This window comes from Arthrobacter sp. Bi83, assembly GCF_918698095.1.
GTDB lineage: Bacteria > Actinomycetota > Actinomycetes > Actinomycetales > Micrococcaceae > Arthrobacter.
The window spans coordinates 1-17,157 of record NZ_CAKKLY010000016.1; the positions used below are offsets into that span (position 1 = coordinate 1).

The 17,157-nt window shown below is 64.8% G+C and carries 15 protein-coding genes; 6 read left to right on the forward strand and 9 right to left on the reverse strand.

All coding sequences use genetic code 11. The features are described from left to right. The 5 genes from LQ144_RS09530 to LQ144_RS09550 all read left to right on the forward strand — a co-directional run. A partial coding sequence (locus LQ144_RS09530; protein WP_230118369.1) for a carbon-nitrogen hydrolase family protein occupies positions 1–859 on the forward strand: 859 nt, incomplete at its 5' end. Beyond that, the gene (locus tag LQ144_RS09535) at positions 856–2,571 is read left to right on the forward strand and encodes a glycoside hydrolase family 125 protein (protein WP_230118373.1); all 1,716 of its coding nucleotides are present in this window, start codon (positions 856–858) and stop codon (positions 2,569–2,571) included. The genes LQ144_RS09530 and LQ144_RS09535, both read left to right, overlap by 4 nt. A 266-nt stretch (positions 2,572–2,837) precedes the next feature. Further along, the gene (locus LQ144_RS09540; RefSeq protein WP_230118375.1) at positions 2,838–3,779 is read left to right on the forward strand and encodes a BadF/BadG/BcrA/BcrD ATPase family protein; all 942 of its coding nucleotides are present in this window, start codon (positions 2,838–2,840) and stop codon (positions 3,777–3,779) included. Positions 3,780–3,926: 147 nt separating this feature from the next. Beyond that, entirely contained in the window at positions 3,927–4,211 is a 285-nt protein-coding gene (locus LQ144_RS09545; protein WP_230118376.1) for a hypothetical protein, read from the forward strand. Positions 4,212–4,215: 4 nt separating this feature from the next. Next, positions 4,216–4,488 carry a metalloregulator ArsR/SmtB family transcription factor gene (locus LQ144_RS09550; protein ID WP_230118378.1) on the forward strand — a complete coding sequence of 91 codons (273 nt, stop codon included), beginning with the start codon at positions 4,216–4,218 and terminating at the stop codon, positions 4,486–4,488. Positions 4,489–4,982: 494 nt separating this feature from the next. Here LQ144_RS09550 and LQ144_RS09555 read toward each other — a convergent pair whose 3' ends face one another. From LQ144_RS09555 to LQ144_RS09570, 4 genes are all read right to left on the reverse strand, one after another. Beyond that, entirely contained in the window at positions 4,983–6,053 is a 1,071-nt protein-coding gene (locus LQ144_RS09555; protein WP_230118379.1) for an IS110 family transposase, read from the reverse strand. Positions 6,054–6,798: 745 nt separating this feature from the next. Next, positions 6,799–8,055 carry a sugar ABC transporter permease gene (locus tag LQ144_RS09560; RefSeq protein WP_230118380.1) on the reverse strand — a complete coding sequence of 419 codons (1,257 nt, stop codon included), beginning with the start codon at positions 8,053–8,055 and terminating at the stop codon, positions 6,799–6,801. Then, positions 8,052–8,864, reverse strand: coding sequence for an ATP-binding cassette domain-containing protein (locus LQ144_RS09565; protein ID WP_230118382.1), 813 nt, complete (start codon positions 8,862–8,864; stop codon positions 8,052–8,054). The genes LQ144_RS09560 and LQ144_RS09565 overlap by 4 nt, the downstream gene beginning before the upstream one ends. A gap of 99 nt (positions 8,865–8,963) precedes the next feature. Beyond that, positions 8,964–10,040, reverse strand: a complete 1,077-nt coding sequence (locus LQ144_RS09570) for a sugar ABC transporter substrate-binding protein (protein WP_230118384.1) — start codon at positions 10,038–10,040, stop codon at positions 8,964–8,966. A gap of 202 nt (positions 10,041–10,242) precedes the next feature. Between LQ144_RS09570 and LQ144_RS09575 the strand changes: the two genes are divergently transcribed. Further along, on the forward strand, positions 10,243–11,052 hold the full coding sequence (locus LQ144_RS09575; RefSeq protein ID WP_230118386.1) for a DeoR/GlpR family DNA-binding transcription regulator: 810 nt from the start codon (positions 10,243–10,245) through the stop codon (positions 11,050–11,052). A gap of 117 nt (positions 11,053–11,169) precedes the next feature. Here LQ144_RS09575 and tal read toward each other — a convergent pair whose 3' ends face one another. The 5 genes from tal to LQ144_RS09600 are packed head-to-tail and all read right to left on the reverse strand — an operon-like array spanning position 11,170 to position 17,108. Next, positions 11,170–12,279, reverse strand: a complete 1,110-nt coding sequence (gene tal / locus LQ144_RS09580) for a transaldolase (RefSeq protein ID WP_230118389.1) — start codon at positions 12,277–12,279, stop codon at positions 11,170–11,172. Between the two features lie 22 nt (positions 12,280–12,301). Continuing rightward, the gene (locus LQ144_RS09585) at positions 12,302–13,354 is read right to left on the reverse strand and encodes a 2-hydroxyacid dehydrogenase (RefSeq protein WP_230118391.1); all 1,053 of its coding nucleotides are present in this window, start codon (positions 13,352–13,354) and stop codon (positions 12,302–12,304) included. 21 nt (positions 13,355–13,375) lie between these two features. Further along, positions 13,376–14,014: a histidine phosphatase family protein gene (locus LQ144_RS09590; protein ID WP_230118392.1), complete on the reverse strand. Its 639-nt coding sequence runs from the start codon at positions 14,012–14,014 to the stop codon at positions 13,376–13,378. After that, positions 14,011–15,495, reverse strand: coding sequence for an FGGY family carbohydrate kinase (locus tag LQ144_RS09595; protein ID WP_230118394.1), 1,485 nt, complete (start codon positions 15,493–15,495; stop codon positions 14,011–14,013). The genes LQ144_RS09590 and LQ144_RS09595 overlap by 4 nt, the downstream gene beginning before the upstream one ends. Then, positions 15,492–17,108, reverse strand: a complete 1,617-nt coding sequence (locus tag LQ144_RS09600) for an FGGY-family carbohydrate kinase (RefSeq protein ID WP_230118395.1) — start codon at positions 17,106–17,108, stop codon at positions 15,492–15,494. The genes LQ144_RS09595 and LQ144_RS09600 overlap by 4 nt, the downstream gene beginning before the upstream one ends. Positions 17,109–17,157: the final 49 nt, after the last annotated feature.

Here is a 17,157-nt window from a genome sequence, read left to right on the forward strand (position 1 = left end):
TCCCAACCCGCTCCCCCATCCTTACCGTCAGGGCTGTCGAGGGATGACCGCCGAGAACGCACGGCCCGTTCGCCTCGCGGTCGTCCAACACGTCATGCCGGTCGGCGACCCCGAGCACAATCGCAAGCATCTCGCTGATATCGTCGCTGAGCACGGCAACGCCGACCTCATCGTCTTTCCCGAGATGTTTGTCCCTGGCTATGACCTGAACGTGGTCACCGCACGCAGCTCCGACCTGGCCGAGCACGCGAGGACCGGGCCGACCGCGAGGCTCGTCAAGGACCTGTCGAAGCGGCACGATGTGACCATCGTGGTCGGGTTCCTTGAGCGCGCCGAGGACGGCAAGTTGTGCAACTCGCTGCTCATCGCGGCTCCCGGTGGCAACCTTGCGACCTACCGCAAGTCCCACCTGTTCCCCGCCGAGCTACCGGTGTTCGAAGCCGGGCACGAGCTGCCGGTGATCGCGACTCCCGCGGGCATCCTTGGGCCGCAGATCTGCTTCGAGCACGCGTTCCCCGCCATTGCGACGACACAGGCCCTCGGGGGCGCCGAAATCCTCGTAATCCCCTCGGCTGTCGGCGCCGACCACGAGCACCTGATCGAGGTCCGGACACGGGCCCGGGCCCAGGACAATCAGATCTTCGCGATCGCAGCCAACTCCAACTCCCCGGGTTTCTGCGGGCACTCCTTGGTTGTGGACCCGCGGGGACGGGTCCTTGCGGCGGCCGGCCTCGAAGACGCCGTCCTCTGCACAACGCTCGATCTTTCGGAAATCCCCGCCGAACGCGGTCGCGAGCCCTCGCTCCGGATGGGACGCCCGAACCTTTATATCCTCGGACACAGGGAGGACCAAGCATGAGCAACCGCAAGCCGCGCGATGCCGGCAACGGCCTGCTCGCCGCGTCATTTACCGAGAACGCTATCCTGGCCGTCACGCGACCCCACCCCCAGGTCGGAATGATCGAAGTGACCGGTGCCCGGGAGTTCTCCGAGGACCATGACCGCGGTGTCGAGGCCCAGGTCAGGGCATACCGTGGTCATCTAGCCAGTGATGCCTCGGCCGCACTGCAGCTGTTCTCCGACACGCCCGTCACGCTCGAGGCAGATGCATATACGGCTGGCGCAGGGCTGGCCTGGACTGCCCGGTCCGCTGGAGTGCTCTCGGTCCGGTTTCGCGGTCGCCTACAACGACCGCCCTACGCCGAAATCACCGACATCGAGCCCCCGCAGCCGCTCCCGCAGGACACTGTCTTCGAAATCGACGGCCCCGTGCTGGCTCTGCATTCCGCCGCCCTCAGCGCGCGTGCGACCATCACGGCCTCTTCACCGGCCGGTTCGGTGGGCTGGGTGGAGGTAGCCGGCGGCTTCGAATGCCAAGCCCCTGGTGGGACCTCCACCGAGCTGTCACTGAGCCTTGAACTCCAGGTCGACGGGGGCCTTCGGGCACCCAGGGGAGGAACCCACGTAGTGCCCGTCACGACCGGAAATCTCGCTGACAGGGCCAGCCAGGCGGCGCGCGCCTACGCGCTCGGGTGCTGCGCGCTCGATATTACCGAAGACCAGACCTGCGTCGTCACCGACCACCGCCTCCTGCCGCTCTCCTGGACGCGCGACGCCTACTTCATCGTCCTGCCCCTTTTGCTCCACGGCAAACCAGGGTCGGTTGAGGAAGACGTCTTGCGGCGCCACTTGAACTGGCTCTTCGGGCCCGCCCGCTCCGGTGGATCCTGGATGCGCAGCCACTTAACCGGGGGGGAGGTCAAAGACCCTGGACTGCAGGCGGACCAACAGCTGTATCCAGTCCTCGAGCTCGTCGACTTCCGTCGTCGGTTCGGGCGCTGGCCTTCAACGGACCTCACGCATTGGCAGCGGGGCATCGGGGCTGCCTTCAACGACCTCGTCATCTCACCCGAAACAGGGCTCCTCGTGAGCCAGGAAACCCCGGCCGACGACCCAGCGGAGTACCCTCATAACTTCTCGACCCAGATCTTGTTCTCCGAGGTGCTCAGCCGGCTCGGCGAGGTCGCCGACGAATTAGGGCTCGACGGCGCCGACCTCACGCGCAAAGCGGGAGAGGTGCGCGAGCAGAGCAAGGCACTATTCCGGGTCGACACCGCCTCCGGTGAGGCGGCATACGCCTACGAAATCGACGGCAACGAAGGCTACCGCCTCTACGCCGATGCCAATGACCTCCCGACTGCCCTAGCAGCAGCATGGGGCTTCTGCTCGCCGGACGACCCTGCCTGGCGCACCACCATGGAAGCGTCCTTCGACCCCGCAGGGCCATACGCCTTGGCCGGCTCCTTCGGAGGACTCGGCTCAGTGCACACCGGAGGCGTGTGGGCGCTCGGCCTTGTCCAAGAGCTTATCTTCGCGCGAACCATAGTCGACGACGAACGCCAGACTCACGTCGCAAACGTTCTCGAGGATTTGCTGTCCGAGGATGGCATGTTGCCCGAAACTGCCGACCCGGAGACGGGAGAATGGCTGTCGCGTCACTGGTTCGGCTGGCCCGGCGCCGCGCTTGCATGCGTGCTCAGCTCCAACGATCTCCGCCCGCAGCTGCACTGACAAGTGCACAACGAAGAGGCTCCCTTGAACTCGAGACTTACAAACCCGCAGCGGAAAAGCGCCGGCGGGCATTTCCCTCGCGCCGGCCGTGGCCGCGGGACTGCCGTCTGCGGTCAGCCCACACTGGCCCGCACCCATGGCGCAGCATCGGAATCAGTACGGCCTACCCCCACACTGATATCGAATCCGACATCAACCAATGCACTTCCGACGTGGCAGCCCAGCTGGTGCAGCGGCAAGACTAATCTCTCAGGATCGGAGCAGCCATGAGGACCTCGTCAACCAGAGCCGGTGTCTGCACCGTGATCGGCCTGGACATCGGCGGATCCAAGACCCACGGCATTAAGCTGGTGAATGGAGCGGTCGTAGAAGACCGGATCGCTGGGAGCGCGAACACGCAGAACGTCAGCACAGCCACTGCTGCCCAGAACCTTGCAAACCTACTCAGGGCCCTCGGAGCGGATGAAGCCGAAGAGGTGTTCATCGGAGCCGGTGGCGTGGACACCGACGATGACAAGGATGCGCTTCAACGCCTCATCACCCCCCATGTGCAACGAGCAAGGGTGACCATCGTTCATGACACCCGACTGATCCTTGCGGCCGCGGGCGCCCCCACAGGCATTGCGGTAATCGCCGGCACCGGCTCCGCCGTCTGGGGCATCGCGCCCGACGGGGCAGAGGCACGAGCCGGAGGCTGGGGCTATCTCCTCGGCGACGAAGGAAGTGGCTACTGGCTGGCCGGTGAATCAGTACGCCACGCTCTCCACCGAGCCAACCTAGGGCTCCGCAGGGACGACCTCACTGCGGCGCTGCTGGACGAATGCGGTCTCGACTCCCCCGAGGAACTGATCAGACTCTTCCATGGCGAGTCTGACCGGACCTACTGGGCGGATAAGTCACGGCTTGTCTTTGACTGCGCCAGAACGGGCCACCCTGCCAGCGTTGCCCTCATCCAGCAGGCAGGAAAAAGCCTTGCCGATCAAACGGGCCAAGTCGCCGCACGGCTCAGAATCCCCGGCCCCGTGGTCCTTGGAGGAGGACTTGGCGTAAATCAAACCGCCCTCCAGGAATCTTTCACCACCCACCTGGCGGCGCGCGGACTTACAGAGGTGCGAGTGCTCACAACCGAGCCTGTGTTTGGCGTCTCCTTCCTTGCGGAAAGAAACACGGACCAAAGCTCCCTGAGCTGGGCTGAACGAACTGCCTGAATCAACCTGAACGTCAGCTCGAAAACACACATGATCGATCATGACGTCACCGAACCCGCTCAAGCCAACTTGACCACAATGGAGGACGTCGCAATCAGCCCCTCATTCGGAAGAATCACACCCACCCGACCACTGCACAGGCCGTCGATGGATGCTCAGACCGGCACGCCGTACTGGGAACATGCCGGGAACGGAGCCATCCGCCGCGGCGACTGGAAGCTCGTTCCTACTTTCCCCGTGCCTTGGGAGCCGTATAACCTGGCCAAAGATCCCAAGGAATTAAACGACATGGTCACTGAAAACCGTGATCTCGCGGAATCACTGCTCGGGGACTGGTCCCAGTGGGCAGACCGCGTCGGAGTCCTGCCCATTGTGCGGATCATTGAGCTCTATTCGCTCCGGGGCCGCCCGGCCATTGAAGCGTCCGGGTGATGCGATGAAACAGGTTGTTGCGCCCGTGATGGAAAGCCGGACCCGGCAGAGGATTGTGTCGCTCCTGTACTCGGCACCCCAGGGACCCTCCGAGATCGCAACCGCCCTCGGTCTATCCCAGCCCTACATCTCGAACCATCTGGCGGCCCTGAAAAGCCACCAACTGGTGACCTCGCGGCGCGTGGGGCGCAAGTCGGTGTATGAACTGGAAGGCACGCCACGGGCGGCGATAATGAATGCCCTTTCAAGCCTTGAACCCGCCCCTGTCCGGCGCTAAGGATAAGCCGTACACTGCAGCGGTAAGATCTGGGCCGATGGCTCGCCACGGAAGGCCGGTGCCAAGCCCGTTCCTCCTCCGCCGCGGGGGGATGGTTTGAAAAGTTCTCCAACCAGAGCAGAAACTCGGGAGGGCATCACGCGCCCGGTGGACTTCGATCCGCCGGGCCAGCCGTCCTCGACTCCGTCCTCGCGCCTTCGTCAGGTAAAGCACACCCCAACCTGGCATAGGGGGCCTTATTGGGCCCCAGAACTAAGGGACTTCAATCCGAGTCCACTGAGAGGCTGGGTTCCGCCCCCGCCCACACCCAGGGACAATTCTCATGGGTTACCCACCGCTACCGCTGCTCCGGGAGCTAATCCAGGGGCTCCCAAATATCCAGCCGTGGATAACCGGATTTGACCCCAACTGTGGACGGAACAGAGTCACTCAGCGCAGCTTGTCCGAGCCTTGCCAGGTTGACGGAGTATCCGTTATCGACTCTTCTATGGTTGTCAACGTAGCAATGGCTGGGGACTGTTGGCATTGAGTGTGCGGTAGATCCGTCGGGCGAGGTAGCGCTTCACGCACCGACGAATTTCTTTCTTGGTTCGCCCTTCTGCTTGCCGCTTCGCTACGTATTTGATGGTCGCTGGATCGAACGCCATCCTCGTAAGAGCAACCATGTGAAGGGCTTTGTTCAGGGTCCTGTCGCCGCCGCGGTTGAGCCTATGACGGACGGTATTTCCAGATGAAGCGGGAATGGGGTTGACCCCAGCCAGGGAGGCGAAAGCCGCCTCGGAACGTACCCGGCCCTGATGAGACCAAGCGGTAAGACAAATAGCTGCCGTGACTGGTCCGAAGCCGGATTCCTGCAGCAGCGGCGCCGCTTCGCTTACGTCAACCAGTTCGGTGATCCGGGAGCCGTTTGTTTTGATCTCAGCGTCAAGGTCGCCGATGCGCTTGGCCAGTCTGACCGCTTCAGAGCGGGCCACCGATACAGCAAGAGCTTCTTCACGGACCCGCCACCGGGACACCTCCAGTATCTGACTTCCGCTCAGCGACTTGCGCGCATCGAAACCCAAATCATTGATCCGGAGCAGCGCGGTCAACGCGTTCACGGTCCTGGTCCGGTCGGTTGTCATCGAATGACGCGCAGTGATTAAGACCCGCAACGCTGCGCGCACCCCTTCGTTCAACCGTGGCCGGCGCAACTTATCCTCTTCCAAGGAAAGGACGGCAGAAGCGATCCTGTGCGCGTCCAACGGATCCGACTTACCAACCCCACGACGCGGCAGGGCGTCCATGCGCGTGGCTTCAGCAACCTGGTAGCCGGCAGCTGCGACAGCACCGGCCAACACGGCACCATAAGAAGCCGCGCCCTCAATCACCCATAGAGTGGCCAGATCGGCCTCGGTGCGACGCGCAACCCAAGCAATGGCGCGGTTGATCCCCGCGCCCGTAGCTGGGAAATCCCGGTTTCCGATCCGTTCGCCGTTTGCCGCGGCAATGATGGCGAAAACGTGCTTCCGGGCGTGGGTGTCGACACCCACGACAAACGGGTGGGAATACGCAACGATAGTCATAGCGGTTCTGGCACCTTCCTCATTTCGCGGACATGGCCAGGCCCGTTACGAGCCGGTACCAGTCCGGGTAGAGGTCACTTCGGAACAGCACTGTGACGAGCCACGCCCCACGCGGGAGCGGACAATCTTCTGATCAAGTCACCGATGTGGGCCGGGCAGGTGCCGGCCGCCCACCCAACGGACGGACAAGTCGATAACAGGACACCCGGGCACGGGGCCAAGCGTTTAATGAGTCACGACCGAGGGGTGGAACGGCCTGCACCTACTCTGCCAGCCAATCCCAGACCAGCCACCCCAATCCTCACAGGCGTTTGAAAATAGGCGGGGGAGTTACTTAAGGGCGTTCCGTGAGCACGGCCATCTAATGAGAGAATCGTGCATCTGATCCGCGGTTCTGCGGCGCCCTTCACCGATGCGGTGGGGATTGGCGCAGTCAATGATGAGGCTACGGTGTGAAGTGACGCTCGCCGATTACCCAGTCTTCGAACGATCAGGCGACCCCTGCAGTTTAAACTCCACCGCGGCCACACTGTGATCAAGGGCGCGTCCCAGATGCCCGGCCTGGCAACGGAAAATCTAGTAGCTACTCCCCCTGCCGCTTGTCGTCTGGTTGGCGAAATCTTTACGGTTTGCTCAACCAGAGCGGCGGGCCAGGGAAGGTCTGGCCTTCCCTGGCCGGCTGGCTGACTAATCCTGACCGGAAATGGGTTAGCGGGTCAGTTTCTGAGCTTGAATGCCCTGGTTCTTAGGCCCTGCCGTGGGAGGTCCGGGACCGCCGTGCGACGGAGTCGAGCATGACGGCCAGGAGGAGCACGACGCCGGTGACCATGAAGCGGAAGGAGGAGTCCAGGTTCAGCAGCGTGAGTCCGCTGGAGATGGACTGGATGACGATGATGCCGAGGATGGCCGCGAACGCGCTTCCGCGTCCTCCGAAGAGGCTTGTTCCGCCGATGACGGCGGCTGCGATGGCGTTGAGGTTGACGTCGCCGGTTCCGCTTCCCTGGTTGGCTGCTGCGAGGCGGGCGGCTCCGAGGAGTCCGCCTACTGCTGCCAGGGTGGAGCAGGTGATGAACACGGAGGTGTAGATGGCTTTGACGTTGATGCCGGCGCGGCGGGCCGCTTCGGGGTTCCCGCCGACGGCGTAGACGGACCGGCCCCACCGGGTGCGCTTGAGGAGGTAGTTGAGGATGAGCGTCAGGGCGATGAATAGGACGAACATCCAGCCGACGCCGCGGCCCTGGTTGAGGTACAGGACGGTGACGCCGAGGGCGACCAGCAGGAGGACGGCCCGGAGCGTGATGTTCTGGAGCGACATCGCGGACAGTCCGGCGTTTTTGCGGGCGCGGGCGTGGACGTAGTCGGTGGCGAACAGGCTGGCGGCTGCGGCTGCCACGAGGAGGTATGACAGCCATGCCGGGACGAAGGCGAGCTGCGCGAAGTAGACCAGGGGTGAGTCGAAGGGCAGGTTGATGGAGCCTTTGGCGCCCAGGATGTAGAGCTGAAGTCCGAGGAAGCCGAGGAGGGCTGCGAGGGTGATCACGAAGCTGGGGACGCCGAAGCGGTTGAAGATTTGTCCGTAGATCCATCCGATGGCTGCGCCGAGTCCGATGGTGACCAGGACGACGAGCCAGGCGGGCCAGCCCATGTTCACGGACGTGACGGCGACGACGGCGGCGGAGAGTCCGCTGACGGAGCCGACGGAGAGGTCGATCTGGGCGACGAGGAGTACGGAGACGATGCCCAGGGCGATGATGCCGACCGCGGAGCTTTCCATGGCGAGGTTGACCAGGTTGGCGGGGGACAGAAAGATCGGGTTCAGGATCTGCAGGACGGCCCAGATGATGATCAGACCGCCGATGACGGGCAGGACGCCGAGGTCGCCGGAGCGGGTGCGGTCCAGGAAGGCTTTGTACTGTCCGCGCAGTCCGGTCCGGTCTTGGAGCCGTTCGTCCTGCAGGTCGAGCGCGAGGGCGCCGGGGGTGGGTTGGGTCTTGGTGTTCATGGTGTCGGGGTCTCCTGGCTGGTGCTGCTGGCGGCGGACCGGCGGGAGACGACGTTGTCGCTGGCTCCGGTGATCGCTGCGATGATCTCTTCGGTGGAGACCTCCCCTACCCGGAAGTCTCCGTTGTTGCGGCCAAGCCGCAGGACGACGATGCGGTCTGCGACGGCCTGGACGTCGGCCATGTTGTGGCTGATCATGATGACGCCGTGGCCGCGTTCGCGCAGCCGTTCGACGAGGTTGAGCACTTCGGCGGTCTGCGCTACGCCGAGGGCTGCGGTGGGTTCGTCGAGGATCACGATCTTCGGGTCCCCCAAGAGGGAGCGGGCGATCGCGACGGTCTGGCGCTGGCCTCCGGAGAGGGAGGCGATCTGGGTGCGGACGGAGGGGATCTTGGCCGAGAGTTGCTTGAGCAGTTCCCAGGAGCGGACCTCCATGTCCACTTCATTGAGCCGCAACGGTGAGAGTTCCTGTCCAAGGAACAGGTTGTCCACGACCGTGAGGTTGTCACAGAGCGCGAGATCCTGGAAGACGGTCGCGATTCCGAGGTGCTGGGCCGCGGCCGGGCTGGGGATGGAGACTTCCTGGCCTTCGAAGGTGATGGTGCCTGAGTCAGCGGAGTGGACTCCGGAGAGCACTTTGACGAGGGTGGATTTGCCGGCGCCGTTGTCGCCGACGATGGCGACGACTTCCCCTTCGGCGACGTCCAGTTCGATGTCCATGAGTGCGGCGACGGCACCGAAGGACTTATTGATGCCGCGCAGGCTCAGCAGCTGGGGCGTTCCTGCCGGGGTGGTGGGTTGTGGTGACATGTTTTTCCCTGTTGTTCCATGGGGCCTTGATGGGTGTGGGAGCCAGTCCCGGCGTCCTGAGAAAGGGGGCGCCGGGACTGGCCTTTGTGGTGCCGGGGGTTACTTGATGCCCGCCTTGGCGCAGGCTGCCGCATAGGTGGAGGTGCACAGCTCGGAGGCCTTCATGATTCCTGAATCGACCAGCGTCTCCTTGAGGTTCTTCGCCGTGACGACAGTGGGAACGAAGAGCTCGGAGGGGGTGTTGAACAGGGTGGTTTTGCCTGCCGGCTTCTCACCTTTCGCGAATGAGTAGGCGATCTGTGCCGCGGCTTCGGCGACCGTCTTGATGGGCTTGGAGATGGTGTTGTACTGGTCCCCGGCGATGATGCGCTGGGCTGCGGCGAGTTCGGCGTCGTTGCCCGTTACTGGCGGCACGGAGCCGCCGGCGGCTTTGAAGGCGGCGATCGCTCCGCCGGCGGTGCCGTCGTTGGCCGCGACAACGCCTGCGATTTTTCCGGGGAACTGGGTGATCTGTCCGCTGACCCAGTCCTGGGCCTTCGTGGGTTCCCAGCCGGGGGTGTCGAATTCGGCGAGGAGCTTAAGGCCGCTGGTGTCCACTGCCGAGTGGATGCCCTTCTTGATCAGGCCGGCGGCGGCGTCTGTCGGGGATCCGTTGACCTGCAGCAGCCCGCCCTGGGCGTTGGTCTCCTTGAGGTGATCCACCAGTGACTGGGCGATCATCGCGCCGATCTTTTCGTTGTCGAAGGAGACGTAGTGGTCGGCGGGCGCGTCCGGGACGGGCCGGTCGTAGGCGATGATCGGCACGTTCTGGGCCTTGGCTGAGTTGACGATCGTTGCCGCTGCTGCGGAGTCGACCGGGTCGATGACGATGGCCTTCACGCCCTGGGCCAGTGCGGAGTTCGCCTGCTCCTGCTGCTTTGCTGCACTGGCGGCGGCGTTGGAGTAGATGACGCTGCAGCCGCCGCACAACTCCTTGATCTTCGCCTCGAACAACGGCTTGTCGAACAGTTCGTAGCGGGTGGAGGCAATGTCGGGCATCAAAAACGCGATCTTTGCCGAGGATGCGTCACCGCCGGAGGCCCCGGGCGCGCTGCCCTGGGCGCAGCCGGTCAGGGCGGCGCCCGCAACGGCGGCCGCAGCAGCGACGGTCAGGATCCGCGTGTAGAAGTTCTTCATCGAATTCTCTTTCTGGAGTGGTCCTAGCAGTGCGGCCACCATTCGCCGCAACTTGTGTGATGAGAATAACAGGAAAAATGTGAAGTTGAACACCATTAGTGATAAATTGTTACAGAAGTAATGGGAGGCATATCCTAGGCGGAGGCGTGCAGCCGAGATTCCCGCAGGAGTGGATCAGGGCCCGGAGAGGAAAGCGAGCACCATGAACGACAGCGCAGGACTGAAGAAACCCCGGGTTAGCAGGCAACGCCGGATCATCGAGCATGTGGTCGAGGCGGGGTTTTCCAGCGCCGCGGACCTGGCGGCGCTCACCGGGGTGAGCCTGATGACGATCCACCGTGATATCGACGACCTGGCGACGCGGGGGATCCTGCGCAAGGTCCATGGCGGGGTCTCGGCGCTGCCCTCGACCGTGTTCGAGGCAAGCTCGGAAATCCGTATGCAGATTCAGCCCCAGGCCAAGGCGGCGCTGGCACGCAAGGCCCTGGAAATGGTGGAGCCGGGCATGTCGGTGATGCTGGACGATTCCACCACCGTCTTCGCCCTTGCCCGGTTGCTTAACGACGTCGGGCCGCTGACGGTCATCACGAATTATCGGCAGGCTATTGAGTTGTTCCGGGAGAACGACGACGTCCGCCTGATCGTGACCGGCGGCCAGTACTCCCGCACGCATGACTCGTTTATCGGGCTGCCCAACGACGGCTCGTTCAGCTCGTACGCGGTGGACGTCGTCTTCCAGTCCACCTCGACAATGGGCACGGAAATGACGTACCACCAGGAGCAGGACGTCGTGCACATGAAGCGTGCGATGCTGAAAGCCGGCACCCGGCGGGTACTCATGATGGACGGAGCCAAAGTGGGACGGACCTCCCTGCATCACTACGTCCCGGTCAGTGACTTCACGGATCTGATCCTCACCGACGACGTCTCCCAGGAGTTCCGGGATGCCGTATCCGAGCACACCCGGCTGCACATCGCACCGCTGCCCAAGGCGCAGAGCCAAACCGGCTAACAGCTTCATAACCCTCGGCCCTGAAACTCGTGGGCATCGCCTGCGGCTTCACGTATGGCTGCTGCGCCGGCCTCCCGCCACAGGGAAGGCCGGCACTTTCGCGATCCCGACCGTTGCTCAGGCTGCCGCGGCGAGGGCGGTTTCGACGTCGGCCAGCAGTTCCTTCCAGCTGGCAACGAACTTGTCGAGGCCTTCGGATTCCAGCAGGGCGACGACCTCGTTGTAGGAGACGCCGAGGGCCTCCAGCGCGTTGAGAGTGGCGTTTGCTTCCTCGTACGTGCCGGTCACCGTGTCGCCGGTGACTACGCCGTGGTCAAAGGTGGCGTCCAGGGTTTTCTCCGGCATGGTGTTCACAACGCCGGGGGCGACGAGCTCGGCGACGTAGAGGGTGTCCGGGTAGGCCGGATCCTTGACACCGGTGGAGGCCCACAGCGGGCGCTGCGGCAGGGCGCCGGCTTCAGCCAGCACGGCCCAGCGCTCGGTGGAGAACTGCTCCTCGTAGACTTGGTAGGCCAGGCGGGCGTTGGCCACGCCGGCCTTGCCCTTGAGGGCCTTCGCCTCGTCGGTGCCGATGGCGTTGAGGCGCTTGTCGATTTCGGTGTCCACGCGGGAGACGAAGAACGAGGCGACGGAGTGGATCTTGGAGAGGTCGTGGCCGTTGTCCTTGGCCTGCTCCAGTCCGGACTGGAAGGCGTTGATGACGGCGCGGTAGCGCTCCAGGGAGAAGATCAGGGTCACGTTGACGCTGATGCCCTCGGCCAGGGTTGCCGTGATGGCTTCCAGGCCCTCAAGCGTGGCGGGGATCTTGATGTGGACGTTGTCGCGGTTGACCTTCTTGTAGAGGTGCTTCGCTTCGGCGATGGTGCCTGCGGTGTTCCAGGCGAGGCGGGGGTCCACCTCGATGGAGACGCGGCCGTCGACGCCGTTGGTGGCGGCGGCGATCGGGGCGAAGAGGTCGCAGGCGTCGGCGACGTCCGTCGTCGTGATCTCGAAGATCGTCTCTTCGATGGACGCGCCGGCAGCGGCCTGGGCCGCGATGGTGGCGTCGTAGTCATGGCCGGTGGTGATGGCGGCGTGGAAGATGGACGGGTTCGTGGTGACACCCACAACGTTCTTCTCTTCGATCAGCTTCTGCAGCGTGCCGGTCGTCAGGCGGCCGCGGGAGAGGTCATCGAGCCAGATGGAAACGCCGGCGTCGGAAAGCTGCTGGGTGGGAGTGCTAGTCATTTCGTTCCTCCTGGTGTTTGGGTTAGACCGTTCCTGCGGACATGAGGGCCTCGGGGTTGGCGCAGTGGGCCAGAGGTTCCCCGTTCAGGTAGCGGCGCACATCGCCGGCGACGATTCGTGCGGCTTTAACCGCTGTTGCCTTGCTGGCGCCGGCCAGGTGGGGTGTCATGACGATGTTCGGGGTGGTCAGGAGCCGTGATGCTGCCGGGATGGGTTCCTGGGGGAAAACATCGAAGGCGGCGCCGAAGAGGTGGCCGGAGTCGAGCGCGTCGCACAGGGCGTCGTAGTCCAGAAGGGCGCCGCGTGCGCAGTTGACGATGATGGAGCCCGGCTGCAGGGCCGCGATCTGTTCGGCTCCGATCATGCCGGTTGTTTCGGGGGTCACGCGGGCGTGGAGGGACAGGACGTTGGAGCGGGCGAGGAGTTCGTCGAACTCCACCTTCTGTGCCTGGCCGGCCAGTGCTTCGTCGGTGACGTAGGGGTCGTGGACCAGGACAGTTGCGCCGAATCCCTGCACCATCCGGGCGACGCGGCTGCCGATGGCTCCGTAGCCGACCAGTCCGACGGTGCTGCCTTCCATCTCCGGTCCGACGTTGTCGTACATGTAGTAGTCGCCCCGCCAGGTGCCGGCGTTCAGATCCGCGTTGGTCTGGGGGATGCGGCGCATTGCCGCGAGCATCATGCCCAGGGTGTGTTCGGCGGTCGCCGCGGCGTTCCGTCCCGGGGCGGAGGTGACGGCGACGCCGTGCCGGGTTGCTGCTTCAATGTTGGCGTTGACCGGGCCGCCGCGGCTGATGCAGAACAGTTTGAGGTCCGGGCATGCCTTCAAGACTTTTTCCGTGAGCGGCGCCATTTGGGTGACGCAGATTTCCACGCCTTGGAGGGCTTCGATGAGTTCGTCTTCGGTGCCTGAGGCCTCATCGACTTCCCCGATGCGGCCGAAGGGCACCACCGGCCAGGGCAGGGTCATTTCGGTGAATGACAGGTCGCGGTCGGTGATTTCGGTGGTGACGGCGTCGGTGAGCAGGCCGTTGAGGACGAAGTGGTCGCCGGCGGCGAGGATGCGGGTAGTCATGATGGTGGTCTCCTTGCTGGATCAGTTCTGGGGCCGGCCGGCGGGCACGAGGCTGGCGGTAACGGGAGTGTTGAACTCGAGCACGGAGACGTAGTCGTCCTTGAAGCTGAGCTCGGTGAGCGAGCAGTTGCGGATGGCCGGGAACACGCGCCGGTATTCGCGTAAGGGGATGCCGATCATCTGGCAGAGGGCGAGCCGGATGGCGGTGGTGTGGGCAACGACCAGGACGCGCCCGTCAGGGTGCTGCCGGGCAATGTCGTGAAGGCAGGTGACGAAGCGGTCCGCGGCTTTGAAGGGGTCTTCGCCGCCGGGCAGGTGATGGGTCGCCGGGTCTGCGCGGAAGTGCGTGAGGGCTTTGGGGAACTGCTGTTCCATCTCGGCGGTGGTCAGGCCTTCGCCTTCGCCGAAGTCCAGCTCCCGGAGGCGTTCATCCACCCGGACGCTCAGTCCGGTGGTGGTGGCGCTGGCGGCGGCTGTGGTCTGCGCGCGGCTGAGCGTGGAGGCATAGATCGCGGAAAGGCCGGCTGTCCGGGCCCAGTCGGCGAGCTGTGCTGCCTGGTCGTGGCCGCGGTGGGTCAGGTCGATGTCGCTGATACCCGCGTACCGGTTTTCGGCGTGCCAGACCGTTTCGCCGTGGCGGCACAGGATGATGTTTGTCATGCGTTTGTCCTTTTGATGGCGTGTTCGGCGGCCGTTGGATCAAGCCAGCCGCGCTGTTCGAGTTCGGTGATGAGCCGGAGGTAGGAGTCATCAAACTTGCCGGTCGCCTGTGGGCGGGGCTCGATGACCTCGCGGACCTTGACCATTTCTGCTGCGACGTCGGCGGTGTCCCGGTCCGGGGAGGCGGCGAGTACCGCCATGCCCAGGGCCGGTTCCGCGTTCTGTGGCAGCGTCACGGCGCGCCCCAGGACGTCGGCCCGCAGCTGGTTCCAGTAAGAGCTCTTGGTGGCACCGCCGGTCAGGACAAGGTTCCCGTCGGTGGGTGCGCCCAGGAGGTCCAGGTAGTCGAAGCAGAGCCGCTCGATGAACGCCACGCCCTGCAGCGCCGCGGCGTACCTGTCCCCCTCATCCGCTGATGTTCCGAGGGTGAATCCGCGGGCTGCGGGTGCGGCGAACGGAAACCGTTCACCGGAGGAGACCAAGGGATAGGTCAGCAGTGGGGAGGGTTCCCGTGTCCTGGCCAGCCCTTCCAGGACGTTCAGGTCCTTGCCGGGGAAGTCCCGGGAAATGACGCCGGCCCCCGTGCTGGAAGCACCGCCGGGCAACCAGTCGCCGTCCGGGCTCTTGTGTGAGTAGACGACGCCGAGGGGGTCCTGGATGAGGTTCCGGGTGACGCCTTTGAGGATCAGGGTTGTCCCCAGGACGGAATTCCAGCTGCCCACGCTCAGCGCTCCGGCGCCCAGCTGTGCCGCGCACCCGTCCGTTGCCCCGGAGATGACCGGTGTGCCTTCGGGTATACCCGTGACCCGGGCGGCGGCGGCGGAGACAGCTCCGATGCGCGTGCCGGACCGGACGAGGGACGGAAGCATGGCCAGCGGGACGCCCAGCGATTCGAAGACGTCCTCGGGCCATTGCTCGGTGATCAGGTGGGCGCCTGTTTTCAGGGCACTGCTCAGGTCCGTGGGGACCATGTGACCGGTCAGGCGTTCATTGATGAAGTCTGACTGGTGCAGCAGCCGGGTTCCGGTGCTGGGCGTGGCCGGATCGTTGAGCAGCCAGAGCAGTTTCGGCAGGGCCCAGGGGGTCTGCATGCGTTTGTAGCCCAGTTCGTCCCAGACATGGGCGCCGGTGGCGTTGACCCTGTCGGTTTCGGCGCCGGCCCGGCCGTCGTCGTACATCAGACCGGGTGTGACCGGCGTGCCACGCTGGTCTGCCAGAAGAATCGTGCCGGAGGTCGCGTCGACGGCGACACCCCCGACGTTGCACCGTTCCAGGCCATGGAGTGCTTCGGAGGCTGCCTCGGACACGGCCGTCCACCACTGTTCCGGGTCCTGTTCGTGCCGGGGACCGTTCCGGTGGCTGGTGAGCTTGCGGGTGCCAGCCCCACGTACGTCCCCCGCGGCGTTGACGGCCAGGGCGCGGACGCTTTGCGTTCCGAGGTCCAGTCCGATCCAGAGGGGTTCGTTGATTGGCTGGTTCATGGCGTGGTTCCTTCCAGCCGGCGGATCTGGCCCGGCGTCGTTCCCGGTGCTGTCAGGTCCGCCGAGCGTTCGGGCACATGCCCGGGGATGATGATGGGCAGCGGGTTCGTGCCGGCCGTTTCCGGGGTGCGCTGGCGCATGGCGGCAAGCCGCGGCCAGGTTTCGCTCACCGTGGACCGCAGTGCCAAGAAGTCCTCGTACAGTTCGGCATAGACTCCGGCCCGTCCGGAATCCGGCGTGAACGTGTCCCGAATCCTTACGTACCACGACGAGACGTCCTCGATCCGGGCGGCTCCCCCGGTAGCGACGAGGCCCACGAGGAAGGCTCCCTTGGCGCCCACTTCCGTGTCGGTCGAGCGCAGCACCGGCACTCCTGTGACGTCGGCGATGAGTTGCAGCCAGATGGGGTTCGCAGCCCCGCCGCCGCAGACCCGCAGTTCGGTCGGGGTGACGCCCGAGGTGCTCAGGCAGTCCCGGATCACCAGCGTCAGTCCTTCCAGCACGGCCCGGGCGATATGTTCGCGTCCGTGGTCGAAGGACAGGCCGAGGAAGGCGCCGCGTGCCTGCGCGTCGAGGAACGGGGCCCTCTCCCCTGCCGGAGAGAGGTACGGGATGAAGGCCAGCCCGTTCGCTCCAGGCTGGGAGGCTTCGGCGAGCTCGGCCAGCTCGGTCGGGTTGCCCAGGTCCAGCAGTTGGCAGGCCCACTGGATGACTTCACCGCCGGCCAGCGTGGGGAAAGCGTTGAGGTACTTGCCGGGCAGCCCCAGGGCCACGGTCAGCCCGGCGGATTTGCCTTCAGTGGTCACCGTGTCGGCGACGATTTCGGTGCACAGGGTCGTGCCGAGGATGCTGCAGGCCTGGCCGGGGGTGACCGCTCCCACGCCGATGGCGGTGGAGGCGATGTCGTAGGAAGACATGACAATCGGCAGGCCCGCCGGCAGCCCCATCTCCAGTGCAGCGGCCCGGGTCAGGGCCGCTACCCGCCGGTCATCGCCGCGCAGCTCCGGCAAGAACGGGCGTGCCCACTCCATGTCGTAGAGCTTCAACAGCTCCGGTGAGTAGCGGCGGGTGCGGATATCCATGAACGGTGCGGCCCCGTCTGATTCATCGATGGCCAGTTCCCCGGTCATCCGGGCAAAGAGCCAGCCGCCGCAGGTAAGGGACGCGTGAGAGCTGTCAAGCCGTTCCGGGTCGTTGTGCTTCAGCCAGGTGAGGATGGCGTTGGGCAATCCGGGAAAGATTTGGGACCCGTTGATCTGGAAGGCTTGTTGGAGCACTCCTTGCCGGGACCAGTCCTCGACGATGGCGGCGGCGCGTCCGTCGTTCCAAAGGATCGCGGGCCCTGTGGGTTCGCCCGACTGGTCCACGAGCCAGCACCCGTCGCCTTGGGCGGTGATGGCGAGGAAATCGATGTCCGACCTCAGCTGGCGCTGGACGCTGCGGACGCTGAAGACCACGGCATCCCACACGGCGAGCATGTCCTGCTCTGCCCAGCCCGGGTGGGGGCGGTTGACGGACGTTGCCTGGCGGACGACGACCAGTTCGGTGCCTTCCTCGTCGTATCCGACGGCCTTGATCATTGTGGTGCCGGCATCAACAGCGATGACCGCCATGGCGTGGGCCTTTCTGTTCCTGGTGGCAACCTGTCGGTTGCCTCCGTAT

Excerpts from the sequence above, each read along its gene's own strand:
- LQ144_RS09535 (WP_230118373.1), top strand. The coding sequence starts at position 856 with ATGAGCAACCGCAAGCCGCGCGATGCCGGCAACGGCCTGCTCGCCGCG.
- LQ144_RS09540 (WP_230118375.1), top strand. The coding sequence starts at position 2,838 with ATGAGGACCTCGTCAACCAGAGCCGGTGTCTGCACCGTGATCGGCCTG.
- LQ144_RS09545 (WP_230118376.1), top strand. The coding sequence starts at position 3,927 with ATGGATGCTCAGACCGGCACGCCGTACTGGGAACATGCCGGGAACGGA.
- LQ144_RS09550 (WP_230118378.1), top strand. The coding sequence starts at position 4,216 with ATGAAACAGGTTGTTGCGCCCGTGATGGAAAGCCGGACCCGGCAGAGG.
- LQ144_RS09555 (WP_230118379.1), bottom strand. The coding sequence starts at position 6,053 with ATGACTATCGTTGCGTATTCCCACCCGTTTGTCGTGGGTGTCGACACC.
- LQ144_RS09560 (WP_230118380.1), bottom strand. The coding sequence starts at position 8,055 with ATGAACACCAAGACCCAACCCACCCCCGGCGCCCTCGCGCTCGACCTG.
- LQ144_RS09565 (WP_230118382.1), bottom strand. The coding sequence starts at position 8,864 with ATGTCACCACAACCCACCACCCCGGCAGGAACGCCCCAGCTGCTGAGC.
- LQ144_RS09570 (WP_230118384.1), bottom strand. The coding sequence starts at position 10,040 with ATGAAGAACTTCTACACGCGGATCCTGACCGTCGCTGCTGCGGCCGCC.
- LQ144_RS09575 (WP_230118386.1), top strand. The coding sequence starts at position 10,243 with ATGAACGACAGCGCAGGACTGAAGAAACCCCGGGTTAGCAGGCAACGC.
- tal (WP_230118389.1), bottom strand. The coding sequence starts at position 12,279 with ATGACTAGCACTCCCACCCAGCAGCTTTCCGACGCCGGCGTTTCCATC.
- LQ144_RS09585 (WP_230118391.1), bottom strand. The coding sequence starts at position 13,354 with ATGACTACCCGCATCCTCGCCGCCGGCGACCACTTCGTCCTCAACGGC.
- LQ144_RS09590 (WP_230118392.1), bottom strand. The coding sequence starts at position 14,014 with ATGACAAACATCATCCTGTGCCGCCACGGCGAAACGGTCTGGCACGCC.
- LQ144_RS09595 (WP_230118394.1), bottom strand. The coding sequence starts at position 15,495 with ATGAACCAGCCAATCAACGAACCCCTCTGGATCGGACTGGACCTCGGA.
- LQ144_RS09600 (WP_230118395.1), bottom strand. The coding sequence starts at position 17,108 with ATGGCGGTCATCGCTGTTGATGCCGGCACCACAATGATCAAGGCCGTC.